General features: G+C 66.9%; 26 protein-coding genes. 13 read left to right on the forward strand and 13 right to left on the reverse strand.

Annotated features, from left to right (window positions below; genetic code table 11):
- The first annotated feature begins 28 nt into the window (after positions 1-28).
- The 3 genes from ACXI0U_RS04105 (at position 29) to gloA (ending at position 2,830) form a co-directional block, all read left to right on the forward strand.
- Positions 29-970, forward strand: a complete 942-nt coding sequence (locus ACXI0U_RS04105) for a flagellar protein MotY (RefSeq protein WP_374981999.1) — start codon at positions 29-31, stop codon at positions 968-970.
- Between the two features lie 127 nt (positions 971-1,097).
- Positions 1,098-2,315, forward strand: a complete 1,218-nt coding sequence (locus tag ACXI0U_RS04110) for an argininosuccinate synthase (protein ID WP_043242821.1) — start codon at positions 1,098-1,100, stop codon at positions 2,313-2,315.
- Positions 2,316-2,437: 122 nt separating this feature from the next.
- Entirely contained in the window at positions 2,438-2,830 is a 393-nt protein-coding gene (gene gloA, locus ACXI0U_RS04115) for a lactoylglutathione lyase (RefSeq protein WP_021222776.1), read from the forward strand.
- A gap of 189 nt (positions 2,831-3,019) precedes the next feature.
- Here the strand turns inward: gloA and ACXI0U_RS04120 are convergent, their stop codons facing one another.
- From ACXI0U_RS04120 to metG, 9 genes are all read right to left on the reverse strand, one after another.
- Positions 3,020-3,199 (reverse strand): PA3496 family putative envelope integrity protein, encoded by a 180-nt coding sequence (locus ACXI0U_RS04120; RefSeq protein WP_021219177.1) that lies wholly within the window; start codon positions 3,197-3,199, stop codon positions 3,020-3,022.
- Positions 3,200-3,306: 107 nt separating this feature from the next.
- Positions 3,307-3,945 (reverse strand): endonuclease III, encoded by a 639-nt coding sequence (gene nth, locus ACXI0U_RS04125; RefSeq protein ID WP_021219178.1) that lies wholly within the window; start codon positions 3,943-3,945, stop codon positions 3,307-3,309.
- 16 nt (positions 3,946-3,961) lie between these two features.
- Positions 3,962-4,507, reverse strand: coding sequence for an Rnf-Nqr domain containing protein (locus tag ACXI0U_RS04130; RefSeq protein ID WP_479549800.1), 546 nt, complete (start codon positions 4,505-4,507; stop codon positions 3,962-3,964).
- Positions 4,504-5,106: an RnfABCDGE type electron transport complex subunit G gene (locus ACXI0U_RS04135; RefSeq protein WP_479549801.1), complete on the reverse strand. Its 603-nt coding sequence runs from the start codon at positions 5,104-5,106 to the stop codon at positions 4,504-4,506. Before ACXI0U_RS04135 ends, ACXI0U_RS04130 begins: the two co-directional genes overlap by 4 nt.
- The gene (locus tag ACXI0U_RS04140; RefSeq protein ID WP_479549802.1) at positions 5,103-6,104 is read right to left on the reverse strand and encodes an RnfABCDGE type electron transport complex subunit D; all 1,002 of its coding nucleotides are present in this window, start codon (positions 6,102-6,104) and stop codon (positions 5,103-5,105) included. Before ACXI0U_RS04140 ends, ACXI0U_RS04135 begins: the two co-directional genes overlap by 4 nt.
- Positions 6,101-7,486 carry an electron transport complex subunit RsxB gene (gene rsxB, locus ACXI0U_RS04145; protein ID WP_479549803.1) on the reverse strand — a complete coding sequence of 462 codons (1,386 nt, stop codon included), beginning with the start codon at positions 7,484-7,486 and terminating at the stop codon, positions 6,101-6,103. Before rsxB ends, ACXI0U_RS04140 begins: the two co-directional genes overlap by 4 nt.
- A complete protein-coding gene (locus tag ACXI0U_RS04150; protein ID WP_043242816.1) occupies positions 7,483-8,034 on the reverse strand; it encodes an Rnf-Nqr domain containing protein in 552 nt (183 codons plus the stop codon). The genes rsxB and ACXI0U_RS04150 overlap by 4 nt, the downstream gene beginning before the upstream one ends.
- A gap of 101 nt (positions 8,035-8,135) precedes the next feature.
- A complete protein-coding gene (locus ACXI0U_RS04155) occupies positions 8,136-8,939 on the reverse strand; it encodes a DUF4349 domain-containing protein (protein WP_479550025.1) in 804 nt (267 codons plus the stop codon).
- A 101-nt stretch (positions 8,940-9,040) separates the two neighbouring features.
- Positions 9,041-11,077 (reverse strand): methionine--tRNA ligase, encoded by a 2,037-nt coding sequence (gene metG / locus ACXI0U_RS04160; RefSeq protein WP_265167858.1) that lies wholly within the window; start codon positions 11,075-11,077, stop codon positions 9,041-9,043.
- Between the two features lie 132 nt (positions 11,078-11,209).
- On the opposite strand from metG, the gene apbC reads away from it, so the two are divergent.
- Positions 11,210-12,301 carry an iron-sulfur cluster carrier protein ApbC gene (gene apbC / locus ACXI0U_RS04165; protein ID WP_479549804.1) on the forward strand — a complete coding sequence of 364 codons (1,092 nt, stop codon included), beginning with the start codon at positions 11,210-11,212 and terminating at the stop codon, positions 12,299-12,301.
- Positions 12,302-12,321: 20 nt separating this feature from the next.
- On the opposite strand, the gene ACXI0U_RS04170 is transcribed toward apbC, so the two are convergent.
- The gene (locus ACXI0U_RS04170) at positions 12,322-13,074 is read right to left on the reverse strand and encodes a glycine-rich domain-containing protein (RefSeq protein WP_479549805.1); all 753 of its coding nucleotides are present in this window, start codon (positions 13,072-13,074) and stop codon (positions 12,322-12,324) included.
- A 175-nt stretch (positions 13,075-13,249) separates the two neighbouring features.
- Here ACXI0U_RS04170 and dcd point away from each other — a divergent pair, with 175 nt between their 5' ends.
- From dcd to ACXI0U_RS04185, 3 genes are all read left to right on the forward strand, one after another.
- Positions 13,250-13,816 (forward strand): dCTP deaminase, encoded by a 567-nt coding sequence (gene dcd, locus ACXI0U_RS04175; protein ID WP_043242812.1) that lies wholly within the window; start codon positions 13,250-13,252, stop codon positions 13,814-13,816.
- A gap of 76 nt (positions 13,817-13,892) precedes the next feature.
- On the forward strand, positions 13,893-14,444 hold the full coding sequence (locus ACXI0U_RS04180) for a hypothetical protein (protein WP_271660294.1): 552 nt from the start codon (positions 13,893-13,895) through the stop codon (positions 14,442-14,444).
- A 124-nt stretch (positions 14,445-14,568) separates the two neighbouring features.
- A complete protein-coding gene (locus ACXI0U_RS04185; RefSeq protein ID WP_021219189.1) occupies positions 14,569-14,772 on the forward strand; it encodes a hypothetical protein in 204 nt (67 codons plus the stop codon).
- A 4-nt stretch (positions 14,773-14,776) separates the two neighbouring features.
- On the opposite strand, the gene nadE is transcribed toward ACXI0U_RS04185, so the two are convergent.
- From nadE to ACXI0U_RS04200, 3 genes are read right to left on the reverse strand one after another with little or no spacing between them, the layout of a single operon-like run.
- Positions 14,777-15,604 carry an ammonia-dependent NAD(+) synthetase gene (gene nadE / locus ACXI0U_RS04190; RefSeq protein WP_479549806.1) on the reverse strand — a complete coding sequence of 276 codons (828 nt, stop codon included), beginning with the start codon at positions 15,602-15,604 and terminating at the stop codon, positions 14,777-14,779.
- Positions 15,605-15,619: 15 nt separating this feature from the next.
- The gene (pncB, locus tag ACXI0U_RS04195; protein ID WP_043242809.1) at positions 15,620-16,825 is read right to left on the reverse strand and encodes a nicotinate phosphoribosyltransferase; all 1,206 of its coding nucleotides are present in this window, start codon (positions 16,823-16,825) and stop codon (positions 15,620-15,622) included.
- A gap of 2 nt (positions 16,826-16,827) precedes the next feature.
- On the reverse strand, positions 16,828-17,517 hold the full coding sequence (locus ACXI0U_RS04200; protein WP_411860980.1) for a nicotinamidase: 690 nt from the start codon (positions 17,515-17,517) through the stop codon (positions 16,828-16,830).
- A 47-nt stretch (positions 17,518-17,564) separates the two neighbouring features.
- On the opposite strand from ACXI0U_RS04200, the gene ACXI0U_RS04205 reads away from it, so the two are divergent.
- The 6 genes from ACXI0U_RS04205 (at position 17,565) to ACXI0U_RS04230 (ending at position 22,819) form a co-directional block, all read left to right on the forward strand.
- Positions 17,565-18,170, forward strand: coding sequence for an adenylyltransferase/cytidyltransferase family protein (locus ACXI0U_RS04205; protein WP_479549807.1), 606 nt, complete (start codon positions 17,565-17,567; stop codon positions 18,168-18,170).
- A complete protein-coding gene (locus tag ACXI0U_RS04210) occupies positions 18,167-18,847 on the forward strand; it encodes an NUDIX domain-containing protein (RefSeq protein WP_479549808.1) in 681 nt (226 codons plus the stop codon). The genes ACXI0U_RS04205 and ACXI0U_RS04210 overlap by 4 nt, the downstream gene beginning before the upstream one ends.
- 540 nt (positions 18,848-19,387) lie before the next feature.
- On the forward strand, positions 19,388-20,239 hold the full coding sequence (locus ACXI0U_RS04215) for an ABC transporter ATP-binding protein (RefSeq protein ID WP_479549809.1): 852 nt from the start codon (positions 19,388-19,390) through the stop codon (positions 20,237-20,239).
- Positions 20,240-20,270: 31 nt separating this feature from the next.
- Positions 20,271-21,266 (forward strand): ABC transporter substrate-binding protein, encoded by a 996-nt coding sequence (locus tag ACXI0U_RS04220; RefSeq protein ID WP_374980138.1) that lies wholly within the window; start codon positions 20,271-20,273, stop codon positions 21,264-21,266.
- A gap of 9 nt (positions 21,267-21,275) precedes the next feature.
- Positions 21,276-22,052, forward strand: coding sequence for an ABC transporter permease (locus ACXI0U_RS04225; RefSeq protein ID WP_374980139.1), 777 nt, complete (start codon positions 21,276-21,278; stop codon positions 22,050-22,052).
- A gap of 5 nt (positions 22,053-22,057) precedes the next feature.
- Complete coding sequence (locus ACXI0U_RS04230) at positions 22,058-22,819, forward strand: SDR family oxidoreductase (protein WP_374980140.1); 762 nt, start codon at positions 22,058-22,060, stop codon at positions 22,817-22,819.
- Positions 22,820-22,830: the final 11 nt, after the last annotated feature.

Consider the following 22,830-nt stretch of genomic DNA (forward strand, 5'->3'; position numbering starts at 1 on the left):
GCAGAAATTTCCCGTGGAGCCCGCCGTCGTGCGCCAGTGCTATGTCGCCCTGCTCAGCCTGTTCGCCAGCCTTCCGGCCATGGCCATTACCTTCCAGACCCGCCTGGAGAAGGCCGAGTGGGCGGTCGAGGGCGACAAGTTCGAGTGCCGCCTATCGCAACCGATCACCGATTTCGGCAGCGGTGAGTTCGTGCGCCGCGCCGGCGAGCAGGTGACCTTCCGTCTCAAGGCCCGCGAACGCTGGATGGGCGCAGGTTCAGCCACCCTGCTGGCCGCTGCCGCCCCCTGGCAGCCCGGGCGGGGCGACATCAACCTCGGCGCCGTCAGCGTCGGCAATGGCGAAGTCCCGTTCAACAGCAGCCAGCTCCAGGGCGGGCGCCTGCTCACCGGCCTGCTGGAAGGGCGCAGCCCGCTGGTGCGCCACCGCACCCTGCAGGGCGGCGAAGCCATGGAAGTGCGCCTGCTGCCGGTGAACTTCAACAAGGCCTACAACGACTATCTCGCCTGCACCACCAAGTTGCTGCCGGTGAACTTCGACCAGATCAAGAATGCCCAGCTCGCCTTCCCGGGCGGTGGCACGGCGCTGGACGAAATGGGCCGTGCGCGGCTGGAGATCATCCTCGACTACCTCAAGGCCGATCCCAGCGTGAACCACATCGAGATCGACGGTCACTCCGACAACGCCGGCAATCGCCTGACCAACCGCGACCTCTCGCGCCGCCGCGCCCTGGCGGTGTACGACTACTTCAAGGCCAACGGCATTCCCGAGTCGCACATGGTCATGCGCTTCCATGGCGAGCGCTACCCGCTGGTGCCCAACAGCAACGAAGCCAACCGGGCGAAGAACCGTCGCGTCACCCTCGCCCTGTCCCGCGAAGCCGAAGCACCGCCTCCCGCCGAAGCGCCGGCAGCGGCCCCTGCGCCGATCATCCCCGAGGCCGACAAGGCCACCCAGGGCGCGGCGTCCTGAGCCCGCCCGGGTCGATTCGACGAAAGAATCTGTCGCTTGGTCGTCATTGCCTGTCGCGCCCCTGTAATTTGGCCGCCAGGGTCAGTAGAATCACGGGTTTTTCGCACAACCCCGTGGAGTTGATGGCATGGCGGACGTAAAGAAGGTTGTCCTGGCGTATTCCGGTGGCCTGGACACCTCGGTAATCCTCAAGTGGCTGCAAGATACCTATAACTGCGAAGTGGTGACCTTCACCGCCGACCTCGGTCAGGGCGAAGAGGTCGAGCCGGCCCGTGCCAAGGCCCAGGCCATGGGCGTCAAGGAAATCTACATCGACGACCTGCGCGAAGAATTCGTCCGCGACTTCGTGTTCCCGATGTTCCGCGCCAACACCATCTACGAAGGCGAGTACCTGCTGGGTACTTCCATCGCCCGCCCGCTGATCGCCAAGCGCCTGATCGAGATCGCCAACGAGACCGGCGCCGACGCCATCTCCCACGGCGCCACCGGCAAGGGCAACGACCAGGTCCGCTTCGAGCTGGGCGCCTATGCGCTGAAGCCGGGCGTGAAAGTGATCGCCCCCTGGCGCGAGTGGGACCTGCTGTCCCGCGAGAAGCTGATGGACTATGCCGAGAAGCACGCCATCCCGATCGAGCGCCACGGCAAGAAGAAGTCGCCGTACTCCATGGACGCCAACCTGCTGCACATCTCCTATGAAGGCGGCGTGCTGGAAGACACCTGGACCGAGCACGAAGAAGACATGTGGAAGTGGACCAAGTCGCCGGAAGCGGCGCCGGACACCCCCACCTACATCGAGCTGACCTACCGTGCCGGTGACATCGTCGCCATCGACGGCAAGGACATGTCCCCGGCCCAGGTGCTGACCGAGCTGAACCGCATCGGTGGCGAGAACGGCATCGGCCGCCTCGACATCGTCGAGAACCGCTATGTCGGCATGAAGTCCCGTGGCTGCTACGAGACCCCCGGCGGCACCATCATGCTGCGCGCCCACCGCGCCATCGAGTCGATCACCCTGGACCGCGAAGTGGCCCACCTGAAAGACGAGCTGATGCCCAAGTATGCCAGCTTGATCTACACCGGCTACTGGTGGAGCCCCGAGCGCCTGATGCTGCAACAGATGATCGACGCCTCGCAGACCAACGTGAACGGTGTCGTGCGCCTGAAGCTCTACAAGGGCAACGTCATCGTGGTCGGCCGCAAGTCCGACGACTCGCTGTTCGATGCCAACATCGCGACCTTCGAGGAAGACGGCGGCGCCTACAACCAGGCGGACGCGGCGGGCTTCATCAAGCTCAACGCCCTGCGCATGCGCATCGCCGCCGGCAAGGGCCGCAAGCTGTTTTGAGCTGGAAGCTGAGAGCCTGAAGCTGGAAGACTTCCCGCTTCAGGCTTGTGGCTTTAAGCTGCCTTCCAAGCCCCGGTCACGAGCCGGGGCTTGTCGTTTCAAGCCAATGAGGAGAAACCGAGATGCGACTGCTGCATACCATGCTGCGCGTCGGCGACATGGACACATCCATCGCCTTCTACACCGAAGTCCTGGGCATGACCCTGCTGCGTCGCAAGGACTACCCGGACGGCCAGTTCACCCTGGCGTTCGTCGGCTACGGCAACGAAGCCGAGAACAGCGTCATCGAGCTGACCTACAACTGGGGTGTGGACAAGTACGAGTTGGGCACCGGCTACGGCCACATCGCCCTGGAAGTGGCCGATGTCTACAAGGCCTGCGAAGACATCCGCGCCCGTGGTGGCAAGATCACCCGCGAGCCGGGCCCGATGAAGCACGGCACCAGCATCCTCGCCTTCGTCGAAGACCCGGACGGCTACAAGATCGAACTGCTCTCGCCCTCGCGCAACGACTGAGCGCCAGGCGCTTGAAGAAGCCCCCGCCAATGCGGGGCTTTTTTTCGTCTGTAGGTTGGGCTGAGGCACGAAGCCCAACGCAGCGTTGTTCAGCCCGGCACCGTTGGGCCTCGCAGGCTCGACGCCAACCTAGGTGAAATCCGACAAACAAAAAGCCCCGCATCGGCGGGGCTTTCGGGTGGCTTCACATCAGAGGTCGAAATCGTAATCGGACAACTGCTTCTGCAGGCGGCGCTCTTCCAGGTAGTTGTCGATGATGCGGCGCTTGGTCAGGTTGGTCTTGGCAACCTCGACCGGAGCCTCGCCATCATCAGCGTCCTCGACGACGAAGTCTTCCTCGGTCTCGATCTCTTCTTTGGCTGTGCTCATACGGTCACTCCACGATGCGGGGCGCTATTGGCGCACCTTATAGCGACAAAGCAGGGGCCGGTAAAAAAGATTTTTTCAATCGAAGCATCGAGCCGTTCAATGAAGCCTCAATCGTCCGAGGTTTTCGCCTTGTATTCGCACAGGTCCTCGATCCGGCAGGCGCCACAGCGCGGCTTGCGGGCCACGCAGACATAACGTCCATGCAGGATCAGCCAATGGTGCGCGTCGAGCAGGTAATCCCTTGGTACGAATTTGAGCAGCTTCTTCTCCACCTCCAGCACGTTCTTGCCGGGGGCGATGCCGGTGCGGTTACTGACGCGGAAGATGTGCGTGTCCACCGCCATGGCCAGCTGGCGGAAGGCGGTGTTGAGCACCACGTTGGCGGTCTTGCGGCCGACGCCGGGCAGGGCCTCCAGCGCCTCGCGCTCGTCCGGCACCTGGCTGCCGTGCTTCTCCACGAGAATGCGGCAGGTCTCGATGACGTTCTTCGCCTTGCTGTTGTACAGGCCGATGGTCTTGATGTACTCCGACAGCCCCTCCACGCCCAGGGCATGAATGGCCTCCGGCGTGTTGGCTACCGGGAACAGCTTGGCCGTGGCCTTGTTCACCCCGACGTCGGTGGCCTGGGCGGAGAGGATTACCGCGATCAGCAACTCGAAGGGTGAGGAATAGGCCAGTTCGGTCTTGGGCTCGGGGTTGTCCTCATGCAGGCGGCGGAAGATTTCCAGGCGTTTGGCGGCATTCATGGTCGACGGCTTCTGATTAGGGTTTGAGGCGCACGAGCGCCAGGAGCAGGCCCAGGAGGATAAGGCCTCCCGGCGCCGAGGCGAAGAGCGGCAGGCCGTCGGCAGCCGCCTGCCAGTGCAGGGCGCCAAGGCCCAGCCATTCGCCGTGGAGCAGCAGGCTGGCGTGGCCGAGCAGTTCCCGCAGCGCGCCCAGCAGCAGGGCGCACGTGGCGAACAGCAGCCCCTGGCGCAGGCCGGTGCCGGGGCCGGCGGGCTCGCTCGCCACCAGCAGCAGGCAGGGCAGCGCCAGCAGGGCGGGGAAGGGGCCCAGGGCCCGATGCAGCTCGAAGGCGAAGGCCTGCATCAGCAATTGGGCGAGGCCCACCAGCACGCCGGCCAGCAGCAGGGCGCCGAACCACAGGGCGTGGCCCGAGAGTGCACGGCGCAGCACAGGCAGCAGCAGGCCGAACAGGCTCAGCAGCGGCAGGGCAACCAGGGCGATGCCCAGCGCCTTGACCAGTAGATCGCTGGCGCACAGCAGGGGCGCCAGGCCAAGCAGGGGCAGGGCGATGGCGGGCTTCATGGCGCATCCCCCAGCAACTGCTCGCGATGGGCATCGAAGTAGCGCAAACCCTGCTGGGTCGCGGCGACCACGGCGCGGGACGTGATGGTGGCGCCGGCGATCTGGTCGAACGCACCGCCATCGGCCTTGACCCGCCACTCCCCCGGGCGGCTATCCAGTGAGACGCCTTCCAGGCTTGCCAGCCAGGGGCTGCGGGCGGGCTCGATACGGTCACCGATGCCGGCGGTCTCGCGGTGTTCCAGCACCTTGCTGCGCAACAGGCGGCCATCCGGGGCGATGGCCAGCAGCAGGCGGATCGGGCCTTCGTAGCCGGCGGCCGTGACCGGCAGCAGCAGCGCCACCACCTTGCCTTCGCGGCGCGCTAGCCAGGCGGCGGTGGGCGCGGGGCGGCCCAGGGCCTCGGCGTCCGGCAGGGCGATCGGCTCGCGCAGGGGGTGGTTGTCGTAGCTGCCGGGCGGCAACAGGTCGAGCAGCGTGCGTTCGTCGGCATCCACAGCGGCCGCGGTGATCTGCGGGCCGAGCCCCTGGTACGAGGCGATCAGCAGCGCCAGGCCGCCAAGGCCCAGCGCCAGCAACACCGCCAGCGAGCGGCCGTTCATGGGCGTACCCCGCGTGCGGCGACCCGCTCCAGCGTGGGCACCAGCAGGTTCATCGCCAGCACCGCGAAGGCCAGGCCGTCCGGGTAGCCGCCCCAGGTGCGGATCCCATAGACCAGCAGGCCGACGCCCACGCCGAACAGCAGGCGCGCACGGTCGCTGGAGGGGCCGGAAACCGGCTCGGTGACGATGAAGAAGGCGCCCAGCATGGTGGCGCCGGAGAACAGGTGGAGCAGGGGCGAGCCGTTGGAGTCCGAGCCACTGCCGTTCCAGCACAGCAGCGCGGCGACGAAGAGCGCGGCGAGCATGCCCACCGGTGCGTGCCAGCGGATCACCTTCTGTTGCATCAGGATCAGGCCGCCGGCGAGGAAGGCCAGGTTGACCCACTCGGCACCGTGCCCTCCGACGCCACCGAAGGCGCCGTGGCCGGCGAACAGCTCGTCGATGGTCAGGCGGTCGTTGTGGCGCAGGGTATCCAGCACCGTGGCCTGGCTCCAGCCATCCACTAGGCCGCTGCCGAAGCCGAACACCTGTTGCAGTGCGCCCCAGGGGCCGTGGACCTGGCCGGCGGCGGGCCAGTGGGTGAAGTGGGCGGGGAAGGCCAGCAGGGCCAGGGCGAAGCCGAGCATCGCCGGGTTGAAGGGGTTGTGGCCGAAGCCACCGAACAGCGATTTGCCCAGCAGGATGGCGCAGGCACTCGCACACAGGGCCAGCCACCAGGGCGCGTAGGGCGGCAGCGCCAGCGCCAGCAGCACGGCGGTGACCAGGGCGCCGCCCTCGGCCAGGGGCGCCAGGCCGAACAAGGCGTCGGTCGGGGCGATGCGCTGGTTGCGCAGGTGCCGGACCAGCGCCTCGCAGGCCAGCGCCGTGGGGATGGCGATGGCCAGTTGTGCCATGGTGCCGCAGCCGTATTGCCAGAGCAGTGAGAACAGGCCCGGCAGGCAGGCCAGCAGCACCAGGCGCATGCCTGGGCGCGGGTCGAAGCCAGGCTGTGCGGTCATGCTCCCGGGTGCCCGTCGAGCTGCGCCTGGGCCCGCGCCAGGCGTTCCCGGGCGCGGGCCAGGGCCTGTTCGTCGACGGGTTGGCGCCGCTCCAGCTTGCTCACCTCGGCGCGGGCCATGGCCAGCTCGGTCTTCAGCGCGCGCAGGGCCGGGTCGATGGGGTTCTTGTCGATGCGTTGCAGGTCCGGCGGGGTCTTGCCACTGGCGTCTTCGGCGGCGTGCAGCGCCTGCTCGGCGTCGGCGAGGGCCTGTCGCAGGGGTGCCAGTTCCGCTCCGGCGGCGCCACGGGCCTCGGCGCTGCGCAGTTCGGTACGGCGGCTGAGCAGGGCGATCTTCGCCTGCTTCAGTGCGGCCATGCCCGGTGTGGGGACGGCGGCCGGCTGGGCGCCTTGCAGGCGATCCAGCTCGGCTTCGGCCTGAGCCACGCTGGCGCGCAGTGCGTCCAGCTGGCTGCGCTGCTCGGCGTCCGGCTCATCGCCAAAGGCCTTCTCGGCCTTGGCCAACTGGGTGCGGCCCATGGCGGCGGCGATCTTGGCCTTCTTGTAGGCGGCTTGGTCCAGGGCGGTCGGCGTGCTCTCGTTGGCCGCTTCCAGCGCGGCCTGGGCCTTGGCGTTGGCGATGCGCAGCGCTTCCACTTCGGCCGCGATATCGGAGGTGCCGTAGACCTCCAGCTGCTTCTCGGCCTTGGCCAGGGCGACCCTGGCCAGCGCGGCCTCGACCTTCAGGCGCTTCTGCCGCTCGGTCTGGATGCCGGCCGCGGCCTTCTGTGCCTTTACCCGTTCGATGGCGGCCTGCACCGGGTCACTGGGCGTGGGCGTCGCCACCGGTTGCCGCGCCTGCGCCTGTGCCGCCCTGGCAGCGCGGGCTTCGCGCTCGGCCAGGCGTCGGGCTTCGTCGCGGGCGAGGCGGCGGTTGCGTTGTTCATAGCGATGACGGAACTGGTCGGCGCGCTGGCGTTGCTCGCCTGCCGCCGGTTCCGCCAGGGGCAGGATGTCGATGCAGTCCACCGGGCAGGGCGCCACGCACAGCTCGCAGCCGGTGCATTCATCGGCGATCACCGTGTGCATCTGCTTGGCGGCGCCGACGATGGCGTCCACCGGGCAGGCCTGGATGCACTTGGTGCAGCCGATGCACTCGGCCTCTCGGATGAACGCCAGCTGCGGCGGCACCTGGCCGCCGGGGGCCTCCAGGGGCAGTGTCGGCACCTGCAGCAGGTCGGCCAGGGCGATGATGGTGGCGTTGCCGCCGGGTGGGCACTTGTTGATCGCCTCGCCCCGGGCCATGCCCTCGGCGTAGGGCCGGCAGCCGGGGTGGCCGCACTTGCCGCATTGGGTCTGGGGCAGCAGGGCATCGATGCGCTGGATCAGCGCCGCCTGGCTCATGAGGCCACCATGCCGTTGAAGCCGAGCAGGGCGACGCCCATCAGCCCGGCGCAGATCAGCATCACCGGCAGGCCGCGGAAGGGCGCGGGCACGTCGGCCGCCTCCACCCGTTGCAGCAGGTCGTCGAACAGGCGCAGGGCGATCCAGAAGCCGATGCCACCGCCGATGCCCAGGCCGAGGGCGCTGGCGAAATCACCGGCAGCGGCCAGCAGCATGGCGCCGAGTGCCGCGCCGTTGCCCAGCAGCAGGGGCAGCAGGCCGTCACGGGGCAGGTGCGGCGCGAGGCGGGCGAGCAGGGCCAGGCTCGCCCAGGCCAGCGGCAGCAGGGCGGGGAGCAGCAGGGCGATGCCGAGGTAGCCCAGGCCGAGGGGCGCCAGCAGTCGGTCCAGGGCCCAGGCCAGCGGTGTGGCGAGCACCAGCAGCAGGCCGCCGGCCAGCGCCAGGCTGCGGCTGCGGGACTGGCGCAGGGCGTCGGTGCCCAGGGGCAGGACGAGAATCAGGTTGTTGACCAGCGCTGCGCCGAGCAGGGCGAGGATGAAGTCGGTCATGGTCAGGGGCGTCGGGTCTATCGAAAAGGCCGCGCATTATCCGGGATGCTGCCGGAGCGGTACAGGGCCGCACGGTCGCGGCCCTTGTCAGCAAGGCTAGCTCAGCCTTGGGCGACGGCCTTGTTGCGGCGCGTGGCCTTGCGCCACAACCAGCGCACCAGCAGCGCCAGGGGGAACAGGATGATCACGAAGGGGATGCCGTAGCCGAGCATCTCCAGGGCCTGGGCGGTGCCTTCGGTGGCGTTGTCCAGCAGGCCGGAGGCGGCGTCGCCGATGCGCGACAGGCGGCTCGGGCGTTGCTGGTCGGTGGTGAAGTCCAGGGTCAGCAGGTTGGTGGCGATGCGGCGCTGCTGCTGGGCGGCTTCCTGGTTGGTGGCGGCCAGCTGCACTTCCAGCTCGGCCATCTCGCGGGCCAGGGCCAGCAGGTCGGCGACGGCCAGGTCCTTGCGCCCCTGGAACTCCTCGAGAGTTTTGTACTGGCGCTCCAGGCGCTCACGGGTGCGGGCGTTGTCGCCCACGGCCTGGGCCAGATCTTCGGCGCGGGTGTTGCGGCTTGCCAGTTCGCCCCCTTCGGCGGCCAGGGCAACCATCTTTTCCACGCCCTCGGGCACGATGCGCAGCACCAACTGGCCGGCACGGTAGTCGCCCTGGCTCTGCTCGATGGCCAGCAGGTCGCAGGTGCCGAAGCGGCCGTCACCACAGGCTTCGCGGGCGGCGGCCAGGCGCGGGGCGACGTTCTCGGCGGCGAGGTGGATGGTGACCTGGTGCTCGTAGGCGAGGAAGGCACCGGGCTTGGAGGCTTCGCCCCGGAAAGCGGCTGCACCGCCGCTCCCTTCACCTTCTGATTGGGAGCAGCCGGCCAGGGCGGTGAGGGCCAGGAGCAGGGGCAGGGTCCAGTGCTTGATCATGTGCGTTCCTTGCGTGGTGTCGCGTGGTTTATCGGTTCCTGAAACGACGAAGCGCCTGGCCGGTGAGCGGGCAGGCGCTTCGTGATGGCCGGCGTGTATTACTTCACGCGCTGGCCGGGCTTGGCGCCGCTGTCGGGGCTGAGCAGGTAGATCTCCTCGCCACCGGGGCCGGCGGCCAGGACCATGCCTTCGGAGACGCCGAACTTCATCTTGCGTGCGGCCAGGTTGGCCACGTACAGGGTGAGGCGGCCTTCCAGCTTGCTCGGGTCCGGGTAGGCGCTCTTGATGCCGGAGAACACGTTGCGTTTCTCGTCGCCGATATCCAGGGACAGGCGCAGCAGCTTGTCGGCCCCTTCGACGAACTCGGCCTTCTCGATCAGCGCGATGCGCAGGTCGACGGCGGCGAAGGCGTCGAAGCCGATTTCGGCGGCCAGCGGGTCCTTGGTCAGCTCGCCGTTGCCGGCAGGGGCCGGTGCAGCGGCGGCCAGGTCTTCCTTGGAGGCAGCGACCATGGCTTCGATCTTCGCCGGCTCGATGCGGGTCATCAGCGGGGTGAAGGCGTTCAGCTGGTGGTCGGCCAGCAGCGTCTCGTGGTCGGCCCAGGTCAGCGGGGCGACGTTGAGGAACTGCTCGGCAGCGGCGGAGAGGTTCGGCAGCACCGGCTTGAGGAAGATCACCAGCTGGCGGAACAGGTTGACGCCCGCAGCGCACACGGCCTGAACCTCGTCCTGCTTGCCTTCCTGCTTGGCCAGGGCCCAGGGCGCCTTGTCGGCGATCCAGGCGTTGGCGCGGTCGGCCAGGGCCATGATTTCGCGCATGGCGCGGGCGAAGTCACGGTTCTCGAAGGCCTCGGCGATGCTCGGTGCGGCGGCCTTGAACTCGGCGAACAGCTCCGGCGCGGCATTGGCGGCCACCAGGCGGCCGGCGTTGCCCTTGTGGATGAAACCGGCGCAACGGCTGGCGATGTTGACCACCTTGCCCACCAGGTCGGAGTTCACCTTCTGCACGAAGTCCTCGAGGTTCAGGTCGAGGTCGTCCACGCCGCGGCCCAGCTTGGCCGCGTAGTAGTAGCGCAGGTATTCCGGGCTCAGGTGGTCGAGGTAGGTGCGCGCCTTGATGAAGGTGCCGCGGGACTTGGACATCTTCTGCCCGTTCACCGTCAGGTAGCCGTGCACGTTGAGCGCGGTCGGCTTGCGGTAGCCGGCGCCTTCGAGCATGGCGGGCCAGAACAGGGCGTGGAAGTTGACGATGTCCTTGCCGATGAAGTGGTACAGCTCGGCGCTGGAGTCCTTGGCCCAGAAGGCGTCGAAGTCCAGCTCCGGGCGGCGCGCGCAGAGGTTCTGGAAGCTGGCCATGTAGCCGATGGGCGCGTCCAGCCAGACGTAGAAGTACTTGCCCGGGGCATCGGGGATCTCGAAGCCGAAGTAGGGCGCATCACGGCTGATGTCCCACTCCTGCAGGCCGGCATCCAGCCATTCGGCGATCTTGTTGGCCACGGACTCCTGCAGGGCACCGCTGCGGGTCCACTGCTTCAGCATGGCGTCGAAGTTCGGCAGCTTGAAGAAGTAGTGCAGCGATTCCTTGAGCACCGGAGTGGCGCCGGAGATGGCCGACTTGGGGTTCTTCAGCTCGGTGGGCGCGTAGGTGGCGCCGCAGACTTCGCAGTTGTCGCCGTACTGGTCGTCGGCCGCGCATTTCGGGCAGGTGCCCTTGATGAAGCGGTCGGCCAGGAACATTTGCTTGTCCGGGTCGAAATACTGGGTCACCGGGCGCGTGGCGATATGGCCGGCGTCGCGCAGCCGGGTGTAGATGCTGCTGGACAGCGCGCGGTTCTCGTCCGAGTGGGTCGAGTGGTAGTTGTCGAACTCCACCAGGAAGTCGGCGAAATCGGTGGTGTGCTCGGCGCGCACGTTGTCGATCAACTGCTCGGAGGTGATGCCCTCCTTCTCGGCGCGCAGCATGATGGCCGAGCCGTGGGCGTCGTCGGCGCAAACGTAGATGGCCTGGTTGCCGCGCATCTTCTGGAAGCGCACCCAGATATCGGTCTGGATGTACTCGACCATATGCCCGAGGTGGATGGAACCGTTGGCATAGGGGAGGGCGCTGGTAACGAGGATCTTGCGGGCTTCGGTCATGGTGATCGGCTGCACTGGGAACACGGGGAAAGTCGGTAACTATATAGGCGTGGCGGGGCATTTTCATCTGTTGCATGGGCTTTGGGTTAAGATGCCCGCCTGTTTCGCTCGGTCTTTTTCCCGGAGTCTTCCATGCCTGTCACCCGCGCCGTGGTGGAAGCCACGCTTCGTCAGTTCACCGATCCCCACCTTGGCCAGGACCCGGTCAGCGCCGGCTGCCTGCGCGAGGTCGACATCCAGGGCGGCAAGGTCCACGTACGCCTGGAGCTGGGCTATGCCGCCGGGCTGTTCAAGAGCGGCTGGGCGCAGATGCTGCAGATGGCCCTGGAGAACCAGGACGGCATCGATTCGGCCAAGGTCGAGGTCGATTGCGTGATCGAGCCGCACAAGGCCCAGGCCCAGGTGCCGGCCCTGGCCAACGTCAAGAACGTGATCGCCGTAGCCTCCGGCAAGGGCGGTGTGGGCAAGTCCACCACCGCCGCCAACCTGGCCCTGGCGCTGGCCCGCGAAGGCGCCCGCGTGGGCATCCTCGACGCCGATATCTATGGCCCCAGCCAGGGCATCATGTTCGGCATCGCCGAGGGCACCCGCCCCGAGGTGCGTGACCAGAAGTTCTTCGTGCCGATCAAGTCCCACGGTGTGGAAGTCATGTCCATGGCCTTCCTCACCGACGACAACACCCCGGTGGTGTGGCGCGGCCCGATGGTGTCCGGCGCGTTGATCCAGCTGATCACCCAGACCGCCTGGGACGACCTCGACTACCTGGTGGTGGACATGCCCCCGGGCACCGGCGACATCCAGCTGACCCTGGCGCAGAAGGTGCCGGTGGCCGGCAGCGTGATCGTCACCACCCCGCAGGACCTGGCCCTGCTGGACGCCAAGAAGGGCGTGGAGATGTTCCGCAAGGTCAACATCCCGGTGCTGGGCGTGGTGGAGAACATGGCGGTGCACATCTGCTCCAACTGCGGCCATGCCGAGCACCTGTTCGGCGAAGGCGGCGGCGAGAAGCTGGCGACCCAGTACGGCGTCGAGCTGCTGGCTTCCCTGCCGCTGTCCATGGCCATCCGCATGCAGTCCGATGGCGGCAAGCCGACCACGGTGGCCGACCCGGAAAGCCAGATCGCCATGATCTACCAGGAAATGGCCCGCTGCGTCGGCGCGCGCATCGCGCAGTCCGGCATGGGCGCCGGTGCCATGCCGACCATCACCATCAGCGACGACTGATGTCGCACGGCGGTGGGGGCTCAGTCGCCCCCGCCGCCGCCACACCCTCCGCCACATCCGCCTCCGCTGTCCCCGCCGCCGTCCGAACCTCCACCATCGCTCGATGAATCGCCGCTCTGATGGCTGCCGCTCGTGCCGCTGCCATCGCCGAAGTCGCTGGAGCCGTAGCCCGAGTCGGCGCCGACGAAGTCCCCGCCGCAGTAGATGACGCCACTGCCCGCGTCGCCGCTGTCGTTGCGGCGTACGCCCTGGCAGTCGGCCACATAGAGGAAGCCGCCGAGGATGCCCAGGCGGCTGTCCAGGTCGAACAGCAGCGGTACGCGGCCGGGCTTGCGCGGGTCGATGCGTTCCTGCTCGCAGGCGTACCACCAGCAGCGGCGCAGGCCGGCGTCGGCCTGGCGGGCGTTGCCCGAAAGGGTGCGCGCCGGGCGGTGGTGCAGGAAGCGGCCAAAGGCTTTCTGGCAGAAGTGCTTGTATTCGCGAGTGTCGAGGATGAAGGCGTGCCACAGGTCGTCCACCACCTGGGACGGCATGGAGACGTAGCCGTAGCCGCTCTTCAGGTAGCAGAGGAAGTACTGGCGCAGGCCGGCGCTCACCAGCATGCAGTCTTCCAGGCGCAGCTGCGGGTGGCGCTTGCGCAGTTCATCGAACAGCCAGGGGGCCGGGCGGAACTCGCGGATGAAGCGTTCCCGGCCGATTGCGCGGCGGCGTTTGAAGAACGAGAAGGAAAAGACGGCGAAGAACAGGCCGGGAATGATCAGCCAGGGGGTCATGGTGGGTCCTTTCTCCACAAGGGCGGGCCAACAGTGGCGCAGTCGGCGTCGCCGCCACAAGCCCCGCTCGGCGGCGCTGGGCGGCAGGGCACGCTACCGGTCGCTGCCCTTTGCCCGAAAGGCCCGCGCCCGGTAAGATTCGCGATCATTTTTCACCTTCACAGGACCCCCCGCCATGAGCATCAAATCGGACAAGTGGATTCGCCGCATGGCCCAGGAACACGGGATGATCGAGCCCTTCGTCGAGCGCCAGGTGCGCGGCGCGGACGACAACCGGGTGATTTCCTACGGGGTGTCCAGCTACGGCTACGACGTGCGTTGCGCCGCTGAATTCAAGGTCTTCACCAATATCCACTCCGCCGTGGTCGACCCGAAGAACTTCGACGAGAAGAGCTTCGTCGATATCAACAGCGACGTTTGCATCATTCCGCCGAACTCCTTCGCCCTGGCCCGCACGGTCGAGTACTTCCGCATTCCGCGGGACGTGCTGACCATCTGCCTGGGCAAGAGCACCTATGCGCGCTGCGGCATCATCGTCAACGTCACCCCGCTGGAACCCGAGTGGGAAGGCCACGTGACCCTGGAGTTCTCCAACACCACCAACCTGCCGGCGAAGATCTACGCCCACGAAGGCGTGGCGCAGATGCTCTTCCTGCAATCGGACGAAGCCTGCGAAGTCTCCTACCGCGACCGCGGCGGCAAGTACCAGGGCCAGACCGGCGTGACCCTGCCCAAGGCCTGATCCACCTGCGTTGCGACCAAAGCCGGGCCCATGCCCGGCTTTTTCATGGCTCTGTCCAGTCAAAGGAACCTGACGAATGAACCTGCTCAAATCCCTCCTGTTCACCCTCGGCCTGGGCGTTTGCTCGTTGTTGCAGGCTGCGGAACTCTCCGTGCTCAGCGGTACCGGGGCATTCGGCCTGCCGGCCAGCGCCACCCGCGCGCAGTTCGTCGAGCGCCTGGGCAAGCCCACGGCCGAGCTGCCCATGTACGGCAAGCGGCGCGGGCTGCTGTATGGCAATTCGATGATGCTGGTGTTCCTCGGTGACCGCCTGCGCGAAGTGCGCTGCTGGGAGCTGGGCGGCTACAACGACAGCCTGTTCCTCGGCTGGATGCAGGGCGTGGGCGAGCGCGGCGCGAATTGGCGTTTCAGCCTGGATGGCCAGCTGCACCTGGGCCAGCGGCGCGAGCAGACCGCCCCGTGGCTGCAAGGGCTGGAAGGCACCGGCGACGAGCGCTCGGACCTGGTGGTCAAGAACGGCAGCGAGGTGTGGCTGGGCTACGGCTTCGAGCCGGAGTTCAACCAGCAGGGCAATGAGGATGAGTCGGTGCTGGTCTCCATCACCGTGCATTTCAACGACCCGCGTTGAGAGCGCTTCGGGAAGAGCCCCGGGCTGAAGCCCGGGCTACGGGGCAGGGACGGAAATAGGCGGAATTCTTCGGCAATCGCGGGGCTCTACTGCTTGAAGCCACTGTAAACGCTGGAGGAATGCCATGCGCTCCCAGATCATCCTCGAAGCCCTGACGCCCAGTGCCAGTGCGCTGGTGGACGCCATCCTCGCCCATAGCGACCCGTCGCTGGTGCTGCAACAGGTGCCAGGGCCGGGCGACCCGGAGGAGCCGGGTGAACCCACCCAGCCCCACGAACCGGGCGAGCCGACCCTTCCCGACCCGCCGCCGCCCGCTCCGGTGGTGTAGCGCCTCAGGGCACCAGCGGCAGGTCGCGCTTGTGCTGGGTGGCGTCGTAGGTGCGCACGATGATGTCGTAGGCCTCTTGACGCACGCTCTCGCCGTGCAGGAAGGCGTCGATCTCGGCGTAGCTGACGCCATGGGCCTCTTCGTCGGGCTTGCCGGGGCGCAGTTCCTCAAGGTCGGCGGTGGGCACCTTCTGCACCAGGTTGTCCGGCGCGCCCAAGTAGCGGGCGATGGCGCGCACCTGGTTCTTCACCAGGCCGCTCAGCGGGGCCAGGTCGCAGGCGCCGTCACCGAACTTGGTGAAGAAACCCATCACCGCCTCGGCGGCGTGGTCGGTGCCGATCACCAGGCCGTTGTTGGCGTTGGCGATGGCGAATTGCGCGACCATGCGGATACGCGCCTTGACGTTGCCGATCACGAAATCGCGGCGGGCATCGCTCAGCGCCTGCAGGTGGGTCACCTGCTCACCGAGACCGGTCACGCTGGCGGCGATGTTCACCGTGTCCTCGACATCGGCGCGGATGAATTTCAGTGATTCCTGGGCGTCATGCTCATCGTGCTGGGTGTTGTGCGGCAGGCGCACGGCGATGAAACGGTAGTCCGGGTCGCCGGTCTCGGCGCGCAGCTCTTCCACCGTCACCTGGGCCAGGCGGCCGGCGGTCAGCGAATCCACGCCACCGCTGATGCCCAGCACCAGCACCTTGAGCCGCGCGTTGCGCAGGCAGGTCTTGATGAAGGCCTTGCGTCGCTCGATCTCGGCCTGCAGGGCGGCTTCATCGGCGAAGGGGGGTACCACATCCAGGGCGGCGGCTATCTCTTTCTGGCGATTGCTCATGGCGGTTCCTTGGCGCTAGCGCGCGTCTGATACGCGGAAAACGTGTTTCAGGTAGGTGACGAAGTTCTCGTCGCGGCACTGGGTCTTGCCCGGGGTGTCGGAGATCTTCGCCACCGGCTGGCCGTTGCAGGCGGTCATCTTGATGACGATGTTCATGGGCTCGACGCCCGGGATGTCGCAGGTCAGGTTGGTACCGATACCGAAGCTGACGTGGATACGACCGTGCAGGGCGCGATACAGCTTCAGCGCCTTGGCCAGGTCGAGGCCGTCGGAGAATACGAGGGTCTTGGTCTGCGGGTCTATACCGAGCTTTTCATAGTGGCGGATGCACTTCTCGGCCCATTCCAGCGGGTCGCCGGAGTCGTGGCGCAGGCCGTCGAAGAGCTTGGCGAAGTACAGGTCGAAGTCCTTGAGGAAGGCATCGGTGGTGATGCAGTCGGTCAGGGCGATCCCCAGCAGGCCGCGGTACTCGCGGACCCAGCAGTCCAGCGCGGCGATCTGGCTGTCGATCAGGCGCGGGCCCAGTTGCTGGTGGGACATCAGCCACTCGTGGGCCATGGTGCCGATGGGCTTGATGTCGAACTCGCGGGCCAGGTGCACGTTGCTGGTGCCGACGAAGCGCCCGGGGAAGTCGCGCTTGAGGATGTGCACCATCTCTTCCTGCACCCGGTAGGAGAAGCGCCGGCGGGTGCCGAAGTCGGCGATCTGGAAGCCTTCCAGCTCGCTGGCGCTGGCTTCGCCCTTGAGCCAGTCGAGCTTCTGGTAGAGGCGCTCGCTGGCCTGTTCGAGGATCACCTCGCGGTAGCGGTAGCGGTTGCGCACCTCGCTGACGATGGCCAGCAGCGGGATCTCGAAGAGGATCACGTGCAGCCAGGGGCCGCGCAGGCGGATGCACAGCTGATCGTCCTCGATGCCGGCCTGGACGTAGCGCATGTTGAAGCGGAACAGGCTGAGGAAGCGGGTGAAGTCCGGCTTGATGAAGGGGATGCGCTCCAGGAAGGCCAGCTGGTCGGCGGTGATGGATATCTCCGACAGGCGCTCGATCTGGTAGCGGATCTCCGCCAGATAGGGGCGCAGGTCCTCGGCGTTGCGGCAGCGGAATTCCCACTCCACCTCGGCGTTGGGGTAGTTGTGCAGCACCGCCTGCATCATGGTCAGCTTGTAGAAATCGGTGTCCAGCAGGTTCTGCACGATGCGGTCGGAAAACACGCTCTCGGCCATGATCAGATCTCCTTCTCGATGCTGTTCAGCAAGGCGTCCAGTTCGGCCTCGCTGGCGCACAGCGCGATGCCCAGTTCGTTCATCTGCAGCCGCGCGGCTTCGGCCGTGGCTTCGGCGATTGCCCGGCACGCCGGGAGGTAGACGATAACCGCAAAGCCGGCGCGGCGCAGTTGCAGCGCGGTGGTCTTCACGCAGTAGTCCAGGGCCAGGCCGCCCACCAGTACATGGCTGACGGCGTTCTGCCGGAGGAATTCGATCACCCCGGTGCTGCGGCGTTCCGCCAGGTCGTGGTAGCAGGCGCCGTAGGGGTGCAGGTCGGGCTCCACGCCCTTCCACACGAAGTAGTCGTAGTCCAGCGGCTGGGGCAGCTCGTCCAGCAGCTCGAAGCCGGGGGTGCCCGGTACGCAGTGGCTGACCCAGGTGATGTCGGCGTTGGCCAGGGGCAGCGGTGCGAGCATCTCCGCGTGGCTGGGCACGACCCAGGCGGCCTGTGGGCTGTGGGCGTCCTTGCTGCCGATGCGCAGTTCGGCGCGGCGGGCCAGCAGGTTGAGGTGCGCCGCGATCTCGTCGCCACCCGGCACCGGGAGTTCGGCGGGGCAGAGGGGGGTGAAGCCTTTTTGGGCGTCGACATCGAAGCTGGCGATTTTCATGGCTGCGTTCCTCGTTCGGTTGCGGCTGGCTACATATTCCATCTCGTGTAATATGTCGTCAAGCACTCTTTGATCGCAGGAGGACAGCGATGAGAAACAGTCGGCAGGATTTTCCCGATCCCAGCCTGCGGGCGTACCCGGCGGGCAGCGCGTCTCCGGCCCCGGTACGCTTCCGCCTGGCGGTGTACGGCGGCGCCTTCGACCCGCCCCATCCGGGCCATGAAAGCGTGGTGCGTCGCGTGCTGGAGTGCGCCGAGCAGGTGCTGCTGGTGCCCAGCCACCGCCACGCCCATGGCAAGCGCATGGTGGATTTCGCCCTGCGCTGCGCCTGGCTGGAGCGTCTGGCGGCGCGCATCGACCCGGCGCGGGTGCGTTGCGACGCCATCGAGGCGCGGCTGGCCCCGGGCGCGGCGGCGGTGTACAGCTACGACCTGTTGCAGGCATTGGCGGGTGAGTACGGTGTAGCGCCGGGGGACATCGCCCTGGTCATAGGCGAAGACAACCTGCCCCAGGTGGCGGGCTTCCATCGTGGCGCGGAACTGCGCGAGCGCTTCGGCCTGCTGGTGGCGGACGAGACGCTGCTGCTGCACAGTTCGGCCATTCGCCTGCACCTGCGCGAGGGCCTGGCGCTGCCGCCGGCCTGGTGCCTGCCGGAAGTGCAGGGGGAACTGGATATCTATAGGGAGCTGCAATGAGTTCTGCACAGGTACTGGCCAGCGTCGACATCGTCGCGCTGCGCCTGAACGAGGCCCAGGGGCTGGAGCTGCTGCTGATCCGCCGGGCCCAGGGGCCCTTCGAGGGGGAGTGGGCGTTGCCGGGCGTGCTGGTCAACGGCCGCTGCGACGACCCCGACCTGGACGCCGCTGCCACCCGTGCCCTGGAGGAGAAGGCGCGGGTGCGCCCGCAGCACCTGGAGCAGGTGGCCACCGTGGGCAACGCCCGGCGTGACCCCCGTGGCTGGTCGCTGTCGACCTTCTACCTCGCCCTGCTGGAGCCGGACACGCAACTGAGTGACGCCGACCTGCGCTTCCTGCCGCTGGAGGCAGCCAGCGGGCTGCCGTTCGACCATGACCAACTGGTGCGCCAGGCCCGCGAGCGGCTGGCCGGCAAGTCGGTCTACACCTCCCTGCCGCTGCACCTGCTGCCCCGGCGCTTCACCGTGACCGAGGCCCTGGGCGCCTTCCAGGCCTGCCTCGGCCAGGCGGTGCAGCACACCACCCTGCGCGGGCGCCTGGAGAAGATGAAGGGCCAGGGCTGGGTGCTGGATACCGGCGAGCAGAACCACCCGAAGATGGGCCGCCCGCAGAAGGTGCTGGAGCACTGCCCGGCGGAAGGCGGCGTGTTCACCTTCGACCGCAGCGTATTGTCCTGACGGCCGGCCTCGCCCGGCTCCCCGGGGGACGCTCGGCTGTCTCTCCGGGGACTGCGGCGTCTTTTCCCTTTCCCTTTCCCTCTTCCTCGAGGCCTCATCGCCATCCCGGCATTCAAGACCCTGTGCCGATTCGATCTGCGACCTCTTTATATAAGGGGAAAGTTAGGAGCTGTCGTAACGGCACGAGCAACTATCCGCAGTTGAACTATCAGTGATATGCGCACCCGTTTTATATATGAAACTTACTCAATGGGTAGAGTGGCAACGCTTGTTACCGAACGAAGCAGTAGCAGTCGAACGTGCTCTATTGGGTTTTTATATTTGTAGGAAGTTTCATTTTGCAATTTAAGTTTGATCCTGCTTGTTAATCAGAAATGTTTCTGATGGGTTGGTTTGATTTTTTATAATTAATTGATTTTTAAGGATTAATAAGCGAAACGTTCGCGGTTTTTATTGCGATTATTTAGTGGCACGGCTTCTGCAGAGTCTCATAGGAGAAACGATGTTTCTTATATGAAACGGATGTGAGGCCAGAATTAAATGAGAGCCACCGCGTTGAATGTCCGCAGCGTTGAATATTTGCCAGCAACGCCCAAAACCGCAGAAGTCCGTGCCGAGATCGAATTCCGAGGTGTTACCAAGCACTTTCCGGGCAAGGGCAAAGCGGACCCCACTGTCGCCGTGAGTGGCCTGGATCTCAGTCTCAAGCGTGGCGAGGTCGTATCCATCATCGGGCCGTCCGGCTGCGGCAAGAGCACCCTGCTGAACATGGGCTCCGGCCTGTACATGCCCACCGAGGGCGAAGTGTTCGTCGGTGGCGAGCGGGTGACGGGCCCGGTGCGGCGTGTCTCCTTCATGTTGCAGAAGGACCTGCTGATGCCCTGGCGCAGCATCCGTCGCAACATCGAGCTGGGGCTGGAGATCGAGGGGCGCCCGGCCCGTGAGCGCCGCGCTGCTGCCGAAAAGATGCTGCAGAAGTGCCACCTGGACGGGTTCGGTGACCACTACCCGTTCCAGCTGTCAGGGGGCATGCGCCAGCGGGCCGCCCTGGCCCGCACCCTGGTCACCGACCCTCAGGTGCTGTTCCTCGACGAGCCTTTTTCCGCCCTGGACGCCCAGACCAAGATGATCCTCCAGCAGGACCTGGCGCAGATGCTCCACGAGCAGCGCAAGACGGCCCTGCTCATCACCCACGACCTCGTTGAAGCCATTGCGCTGTCCGACCGCATCCTGGTCATGAGCGCCCGTCCGGGCGCCATCATCGAGGAGATCGAGGTGAGCCTGCCCCTGCGGGAAAACCCCCTCGAACGCCGCAAGCTCCCGGAGATCGGCCCCCTGGTCGGGCGCCTGATGACGCTGTTGAAGGTCGGCGAGAGCGCCGAGTTGCACTGAGCCCGTTCCATCTCTTCGAGTGGAGTTGCAGATGTTCAGGAAACTGACCCGTGCCATGTTCTTCTACGCCGCCCTCGGCGCCAGCCTCCTCGTGCAGGCCGCGCCCAGGGAGATCACCTACCTGCTGCCGGCGCCGCCGAACTTACCGGCCTTCGCGCCATGGATCATCGCCCAGCACAAGGGCTACTACCTCCAGCAGGGCCTCAAGGTCAGCTTCGTCGCCGGCAAGGGCGGTGTGGATGTGGCCAAGCAGATCGGTGCCGGCAATGCCCTGGTGGGCGGCGCCATTGGTGATACCCCGATCATCGTCCGCGCCAATGGCGTGCCGGTAAAGGCGGTCGCGATGCTGGGGGCCCGTGGTGTGACCCTCATCGCCACCAACGCCCAGGCGGGCATCGATAGCGTCAAGGACCTGAAGGGCCGGACCCTGACCGTGATGTCCTACTCCGACACCACCTACTACGCGTTGCTGGCGTCCATGCGCAAAGCGGGCCTGGCCAAGTCCGATGTCGAGATCCAGGCGGCCGGCCCGTCCGGTGTCTGGCAGTTGTTCTCCGCCGGCAAGGCCCAGGCCATGGCCGGCGTACCGGATTGGGTGGTGAATGCCGAGGAGGCCGGCCTCGCGGTCAGGCTTATGCCGGCCGGCGAAGTCTTCGAGAGCATGGCCCAGGCCATCCTCGCTTCCGACGAAGCCATCGAGAAACAGCCGGACGTGGTCGCCGGGGTGGTCAAGGCCACCCTCATGGGCATGCGCGACATCATCGACGACCCCAGGCGGGCCGCCGCCACCTTCGTCGAGGCGGTGCCCAGCTACCGGGGCAGAGAGGCCAGCCTGGAGAAGGTCCTGCGCCTCTATATCGAGCATGTCTACGCCAACCAGAAGCCCCTTGGGCGCATCGACCCCCAACGCATGGACAGCGTGCGCACCTTCTACGTCAGCGAAGGCATCGTCGGCCGTGCAACCCCGTTGGACGCGCTCTACACCAACCGCTTCGTCGAGCCCGACGACCCGGCCACCCAGCCCTGAGGTGCCCCGATGAACAGCCTGAACAAACCCATGCTCGGCAGCGTCGTGCTGCTGGCCCTGTTCCTCGCCGCCTGGCAATGGGGCCCCGGCCTGCTCGGCATGCCCGAGTTCGTCCTGCCCCCGTTGAGCCGGGTGATGGAGGAGGGCGTGGCCATGTGGCGCTACGCCGGCCTCCTCGAACACACCGCCATCACCACCCTGGAGATCATCGTCGGCTTCGGTCTGGGTGCCTTGCTGGGGGTGGCGATCGGCGTCTCCCTGGGCCTGTCGCCCACCACCGAGGCGATGCTCTCGCCCTACATCCTGGCGTTGCAGATCGCGCCGAAGGTGGCCTTCGCCCCGCTGTTCGTGATGTGGCTCGGCTACACCGTGTACCCGAAGATCCTCATCGCCGTGCTGATCGTGTTCTTCCCGGTGATGATCAACGTGCTCTCGGCCATCCGCACCGTCGATCCGGACATGATCAACCTGGTCCGCTCCATGAGCGCCAGCCGCTGGCAGATCTTCCGCCTCGTGGAGTTCCCCTCGGCCATGGCCGCGCTGTTCTCCGGCCTGCGCATCGCCTCCACCCTGGCGGTCATCGGCGTCACCGTCGGGGAGCTGGTGGGGGGCAACAAGGGCCTCGGTTTCCTGCTGGTGGATTCCGAGGGCCAGGGCAACACCGCCGGGGTCTTCGTCGCCATCGTCATGCTCACCCTGATCGGCGTGCTGGCCTACGGCGCGGTGGTCTGGGCCGAGAAGCGGGTCCTGCACTACCTGCCCAAAGCCAACCTGAGCACGGTGTGACCGCCATGAGCCTGACGACCCTGCTGCAAGGCCGCCGCGTGCTGATCACCGGTGGCGCCCGCGGCCTCGGCCTGGCGTTTGCCGAAGCGACGGCCCGCGCCGGCGCCCGGGTGGTGATCGCCGACATCCTCGACGACCGCGTCCGGCAGGCCGCCCATGCGCTGGCCAGCCAGGGCCTGGCCGTGAGCGGCCTGCCCCTGGACCTGGCCGATCCGCTAGCCATCGAGCGCTGCGTGGCCGCCACCGTGGCGCGCCTGGGTGGCCTCGACGGCCTGGTCAACAACGCTTCCGTCACCGACTCCGGCGGCACGTCCTGCGAGGCGCTGGAGATCGAAACGTTCGACCGCGTGCTGCAGGTGAACGTGCGCGGCACCTGGCTGATGACCCGCGCCTGCCTGCCGGCCCTGCGCCGGAGCGGTTGCGGCGCGGTGGTCAACCTGGCCTCCGACACGCCGCTCTGGGGCGCGCCCAACCTGCTGGCCTACACCGCCAGCAAGGGCGCGGTGATCGCCATGACCCGCAGCCTGGCCCGCGAGCTGGGTGGCGATGGCATCACCGTCAACGCCATCGCTCCCGGGCTGGTGGAGGTGGAAGCCACCCAGTACGTGCCCGCCGCACGGCACCAGTTGTACCGCGAGCGCCGCGCCATCCAGCGGGGCCAACTGCCCGAGGACGTCTGCGGCGCGGTGCTGTTCGCCCTGTCCGATCTTTCCCGCTTCATCACTGGACAAACCCTGCCGGTCAACGGCGGGTTCGTCATGCCCTGACCAGGAGGACT

This window comes from Pseudomonas sp. C9D1, assembly GCF_056491235.1.

Coding starts and splice junctions, on each gene's coding strand:
- ACXI0U_RS04110 (WP_043242821.1), top strand. CDS start 1,098: ATGGCGGACGTAAAGAAGGTTGTCCTGGCGTATTCCGGTGGCCTGGAC.
- gloA (WP_021222776.1), top strand. CDS start 2,438: ATGCGACTGCTGCATACCATGCTGCGCGTCGGCGACATGGACACATCC.
- ACXI0U_RS04120 (WP_021219177.1), bottom strand. CDS start 3,199: ATGAGCACAGCCAAAGAAGAGATCGAGACCGAGGAAGACTTCGTCGTC.
- nth (WP_021219178.1), bottom strand. CDS start 3,945: ATGAATGCCGCCAAACGCCTGGAAATCTTCCGCCGCCTGCATGAGGAC.
- ACXI0U_RS04130 (WP_479549800.1), bottom strand. CDS start 4,507: ATGAAGCCCGCCATCGCCCTGCCCCTGCTTGGCCTGGCGCCCCTGCTG.
- ACXI0U_RS04135 (WP_479549801.1), bottom strand. CDS start 5,106: ATGAACGGCCGCTCGCTGGCGGTGTTGCTGGCGCTGGGCCTTGGCGGC.
- ACXI0U_RS04140 (WP_479549802.1), bottom strand. CDS start 6,104: ATGACCGCACAGCCTGGCTTCGACCCGCGCCCAGGCATGCGCCTGGTG.
- rsxB (WP_479549803.1), bottom strand. CDS start 7,486: ATGAGCCAGGCGGCGCTGATCCAGCGCATCGATGCCCTGCTGCCCCAG.
- ACXI0U_RS04150 (WP_043242816.1), bottom strand. CDS start 8,034: ATGACCGACTTCATCCTCGCCCTGCTCGGCGCAGCGCTGGTCAACAAC.
- metG (WP_265167858.1), bottom strand. CDS start 11,077: ATGACCGAAGCCCGCAAGATCCTCGTTACCAGCGCCCTCCCCTATGCC.
- apbC (WP_479549804.1), top strand. CDS start 11,210: ATGCCTGTCACCCGCGCCGTGGTGGAAGCCACGCTTCGTCAGTTCACC.
- ACXI0U_RS04170 (WP_479549805.1), bottom strand. CDS start 13,074: ATGACCCCCTGGCTGATCATTCCCGGCCTGTTCTTCGCCGTCTTTTCC.
- dcd (WP_043242812.1), top strand. CDS start 13,250: ATGAGCATCAAATCGGACAAGTGGATTCGCCGCATGGCCCAGGAACAC.
- ACXI0U_RS04180 (WP_271660294.1), top strand. CDS start 13,893: ATGAACCTGCTCAAATCCCTCCTGTTCACCCTCGGCCTGGGCGTTTGC.
- ACXI0U_RS04185 (WP_021219189.1), top strand. CDS start 14,569: ATGCGCTCCCAGATCATCCTCGAAGCCCTGACGCCCAGTGCCAGTGCG.
- nadE (WP_479549806.1), bottom strand. CDS start 15,604: ATGAGCAATCGCCAGAAAGAGATAGCCGCCGCCCTGGATGTGGTACCC.
- pncB (WP_043242809.1), bottom strand. CDS start 16,825: ATGGCCGAGAGCGTGTTTTCCGACCGCATCGTGCAGAACCTGCTGGAC.
- ACXI0U_RS04200 (WP_411860980.1), bottom strand. CDS start 17,517: ATGGAATATGTAGCCAGCCGCAACCGAACGAGGAACGCAGCCATGAAA.
- ACXI0U_RS04205 (WP_479549807.1), top strand. CDS start 17,565: ATGAGAAACAGTCGGCAGGATTTTCCCGATCCCAGCCTGCGGGCGTAC.
- ACXI0U_RS04210 (WP_479549808.1), top strand. CDS start 18,167: ATGAGTTCTGCACAGGTACTGGCCAGCGTCGACATCGTCGCGCTGCGC.
- ACXI0U_RS04215 (WP_479549809.1), top strand. CDS start 19,388: ATGAGAGCCACCGCGTTGAATGTCCGCAGCGTTGAATATTTGCCAGCA.
- ACXI0U_RS04220 (WP_374980138.1), top strand. CDS start 20,271: ATGTTCAGGAAACTGACCCGTGCCATGTTCTTCTACGCCGCCCTCGGC.
- ACXI0U_RS04225 (WP_374980139.1), top strand. CDS start 21,276: ATGAACAGCCTGAACAAACCCATGCTCGGCAGCGTCGTGCTGCTGGCC.
- ACXI0U_RS04230 (WP_374980140.1), top strand. CDS start 22,058: ATGAGCCTGACGACCCTGCTGCAAGGCCGCCGCGTGCTGATCACCGGT.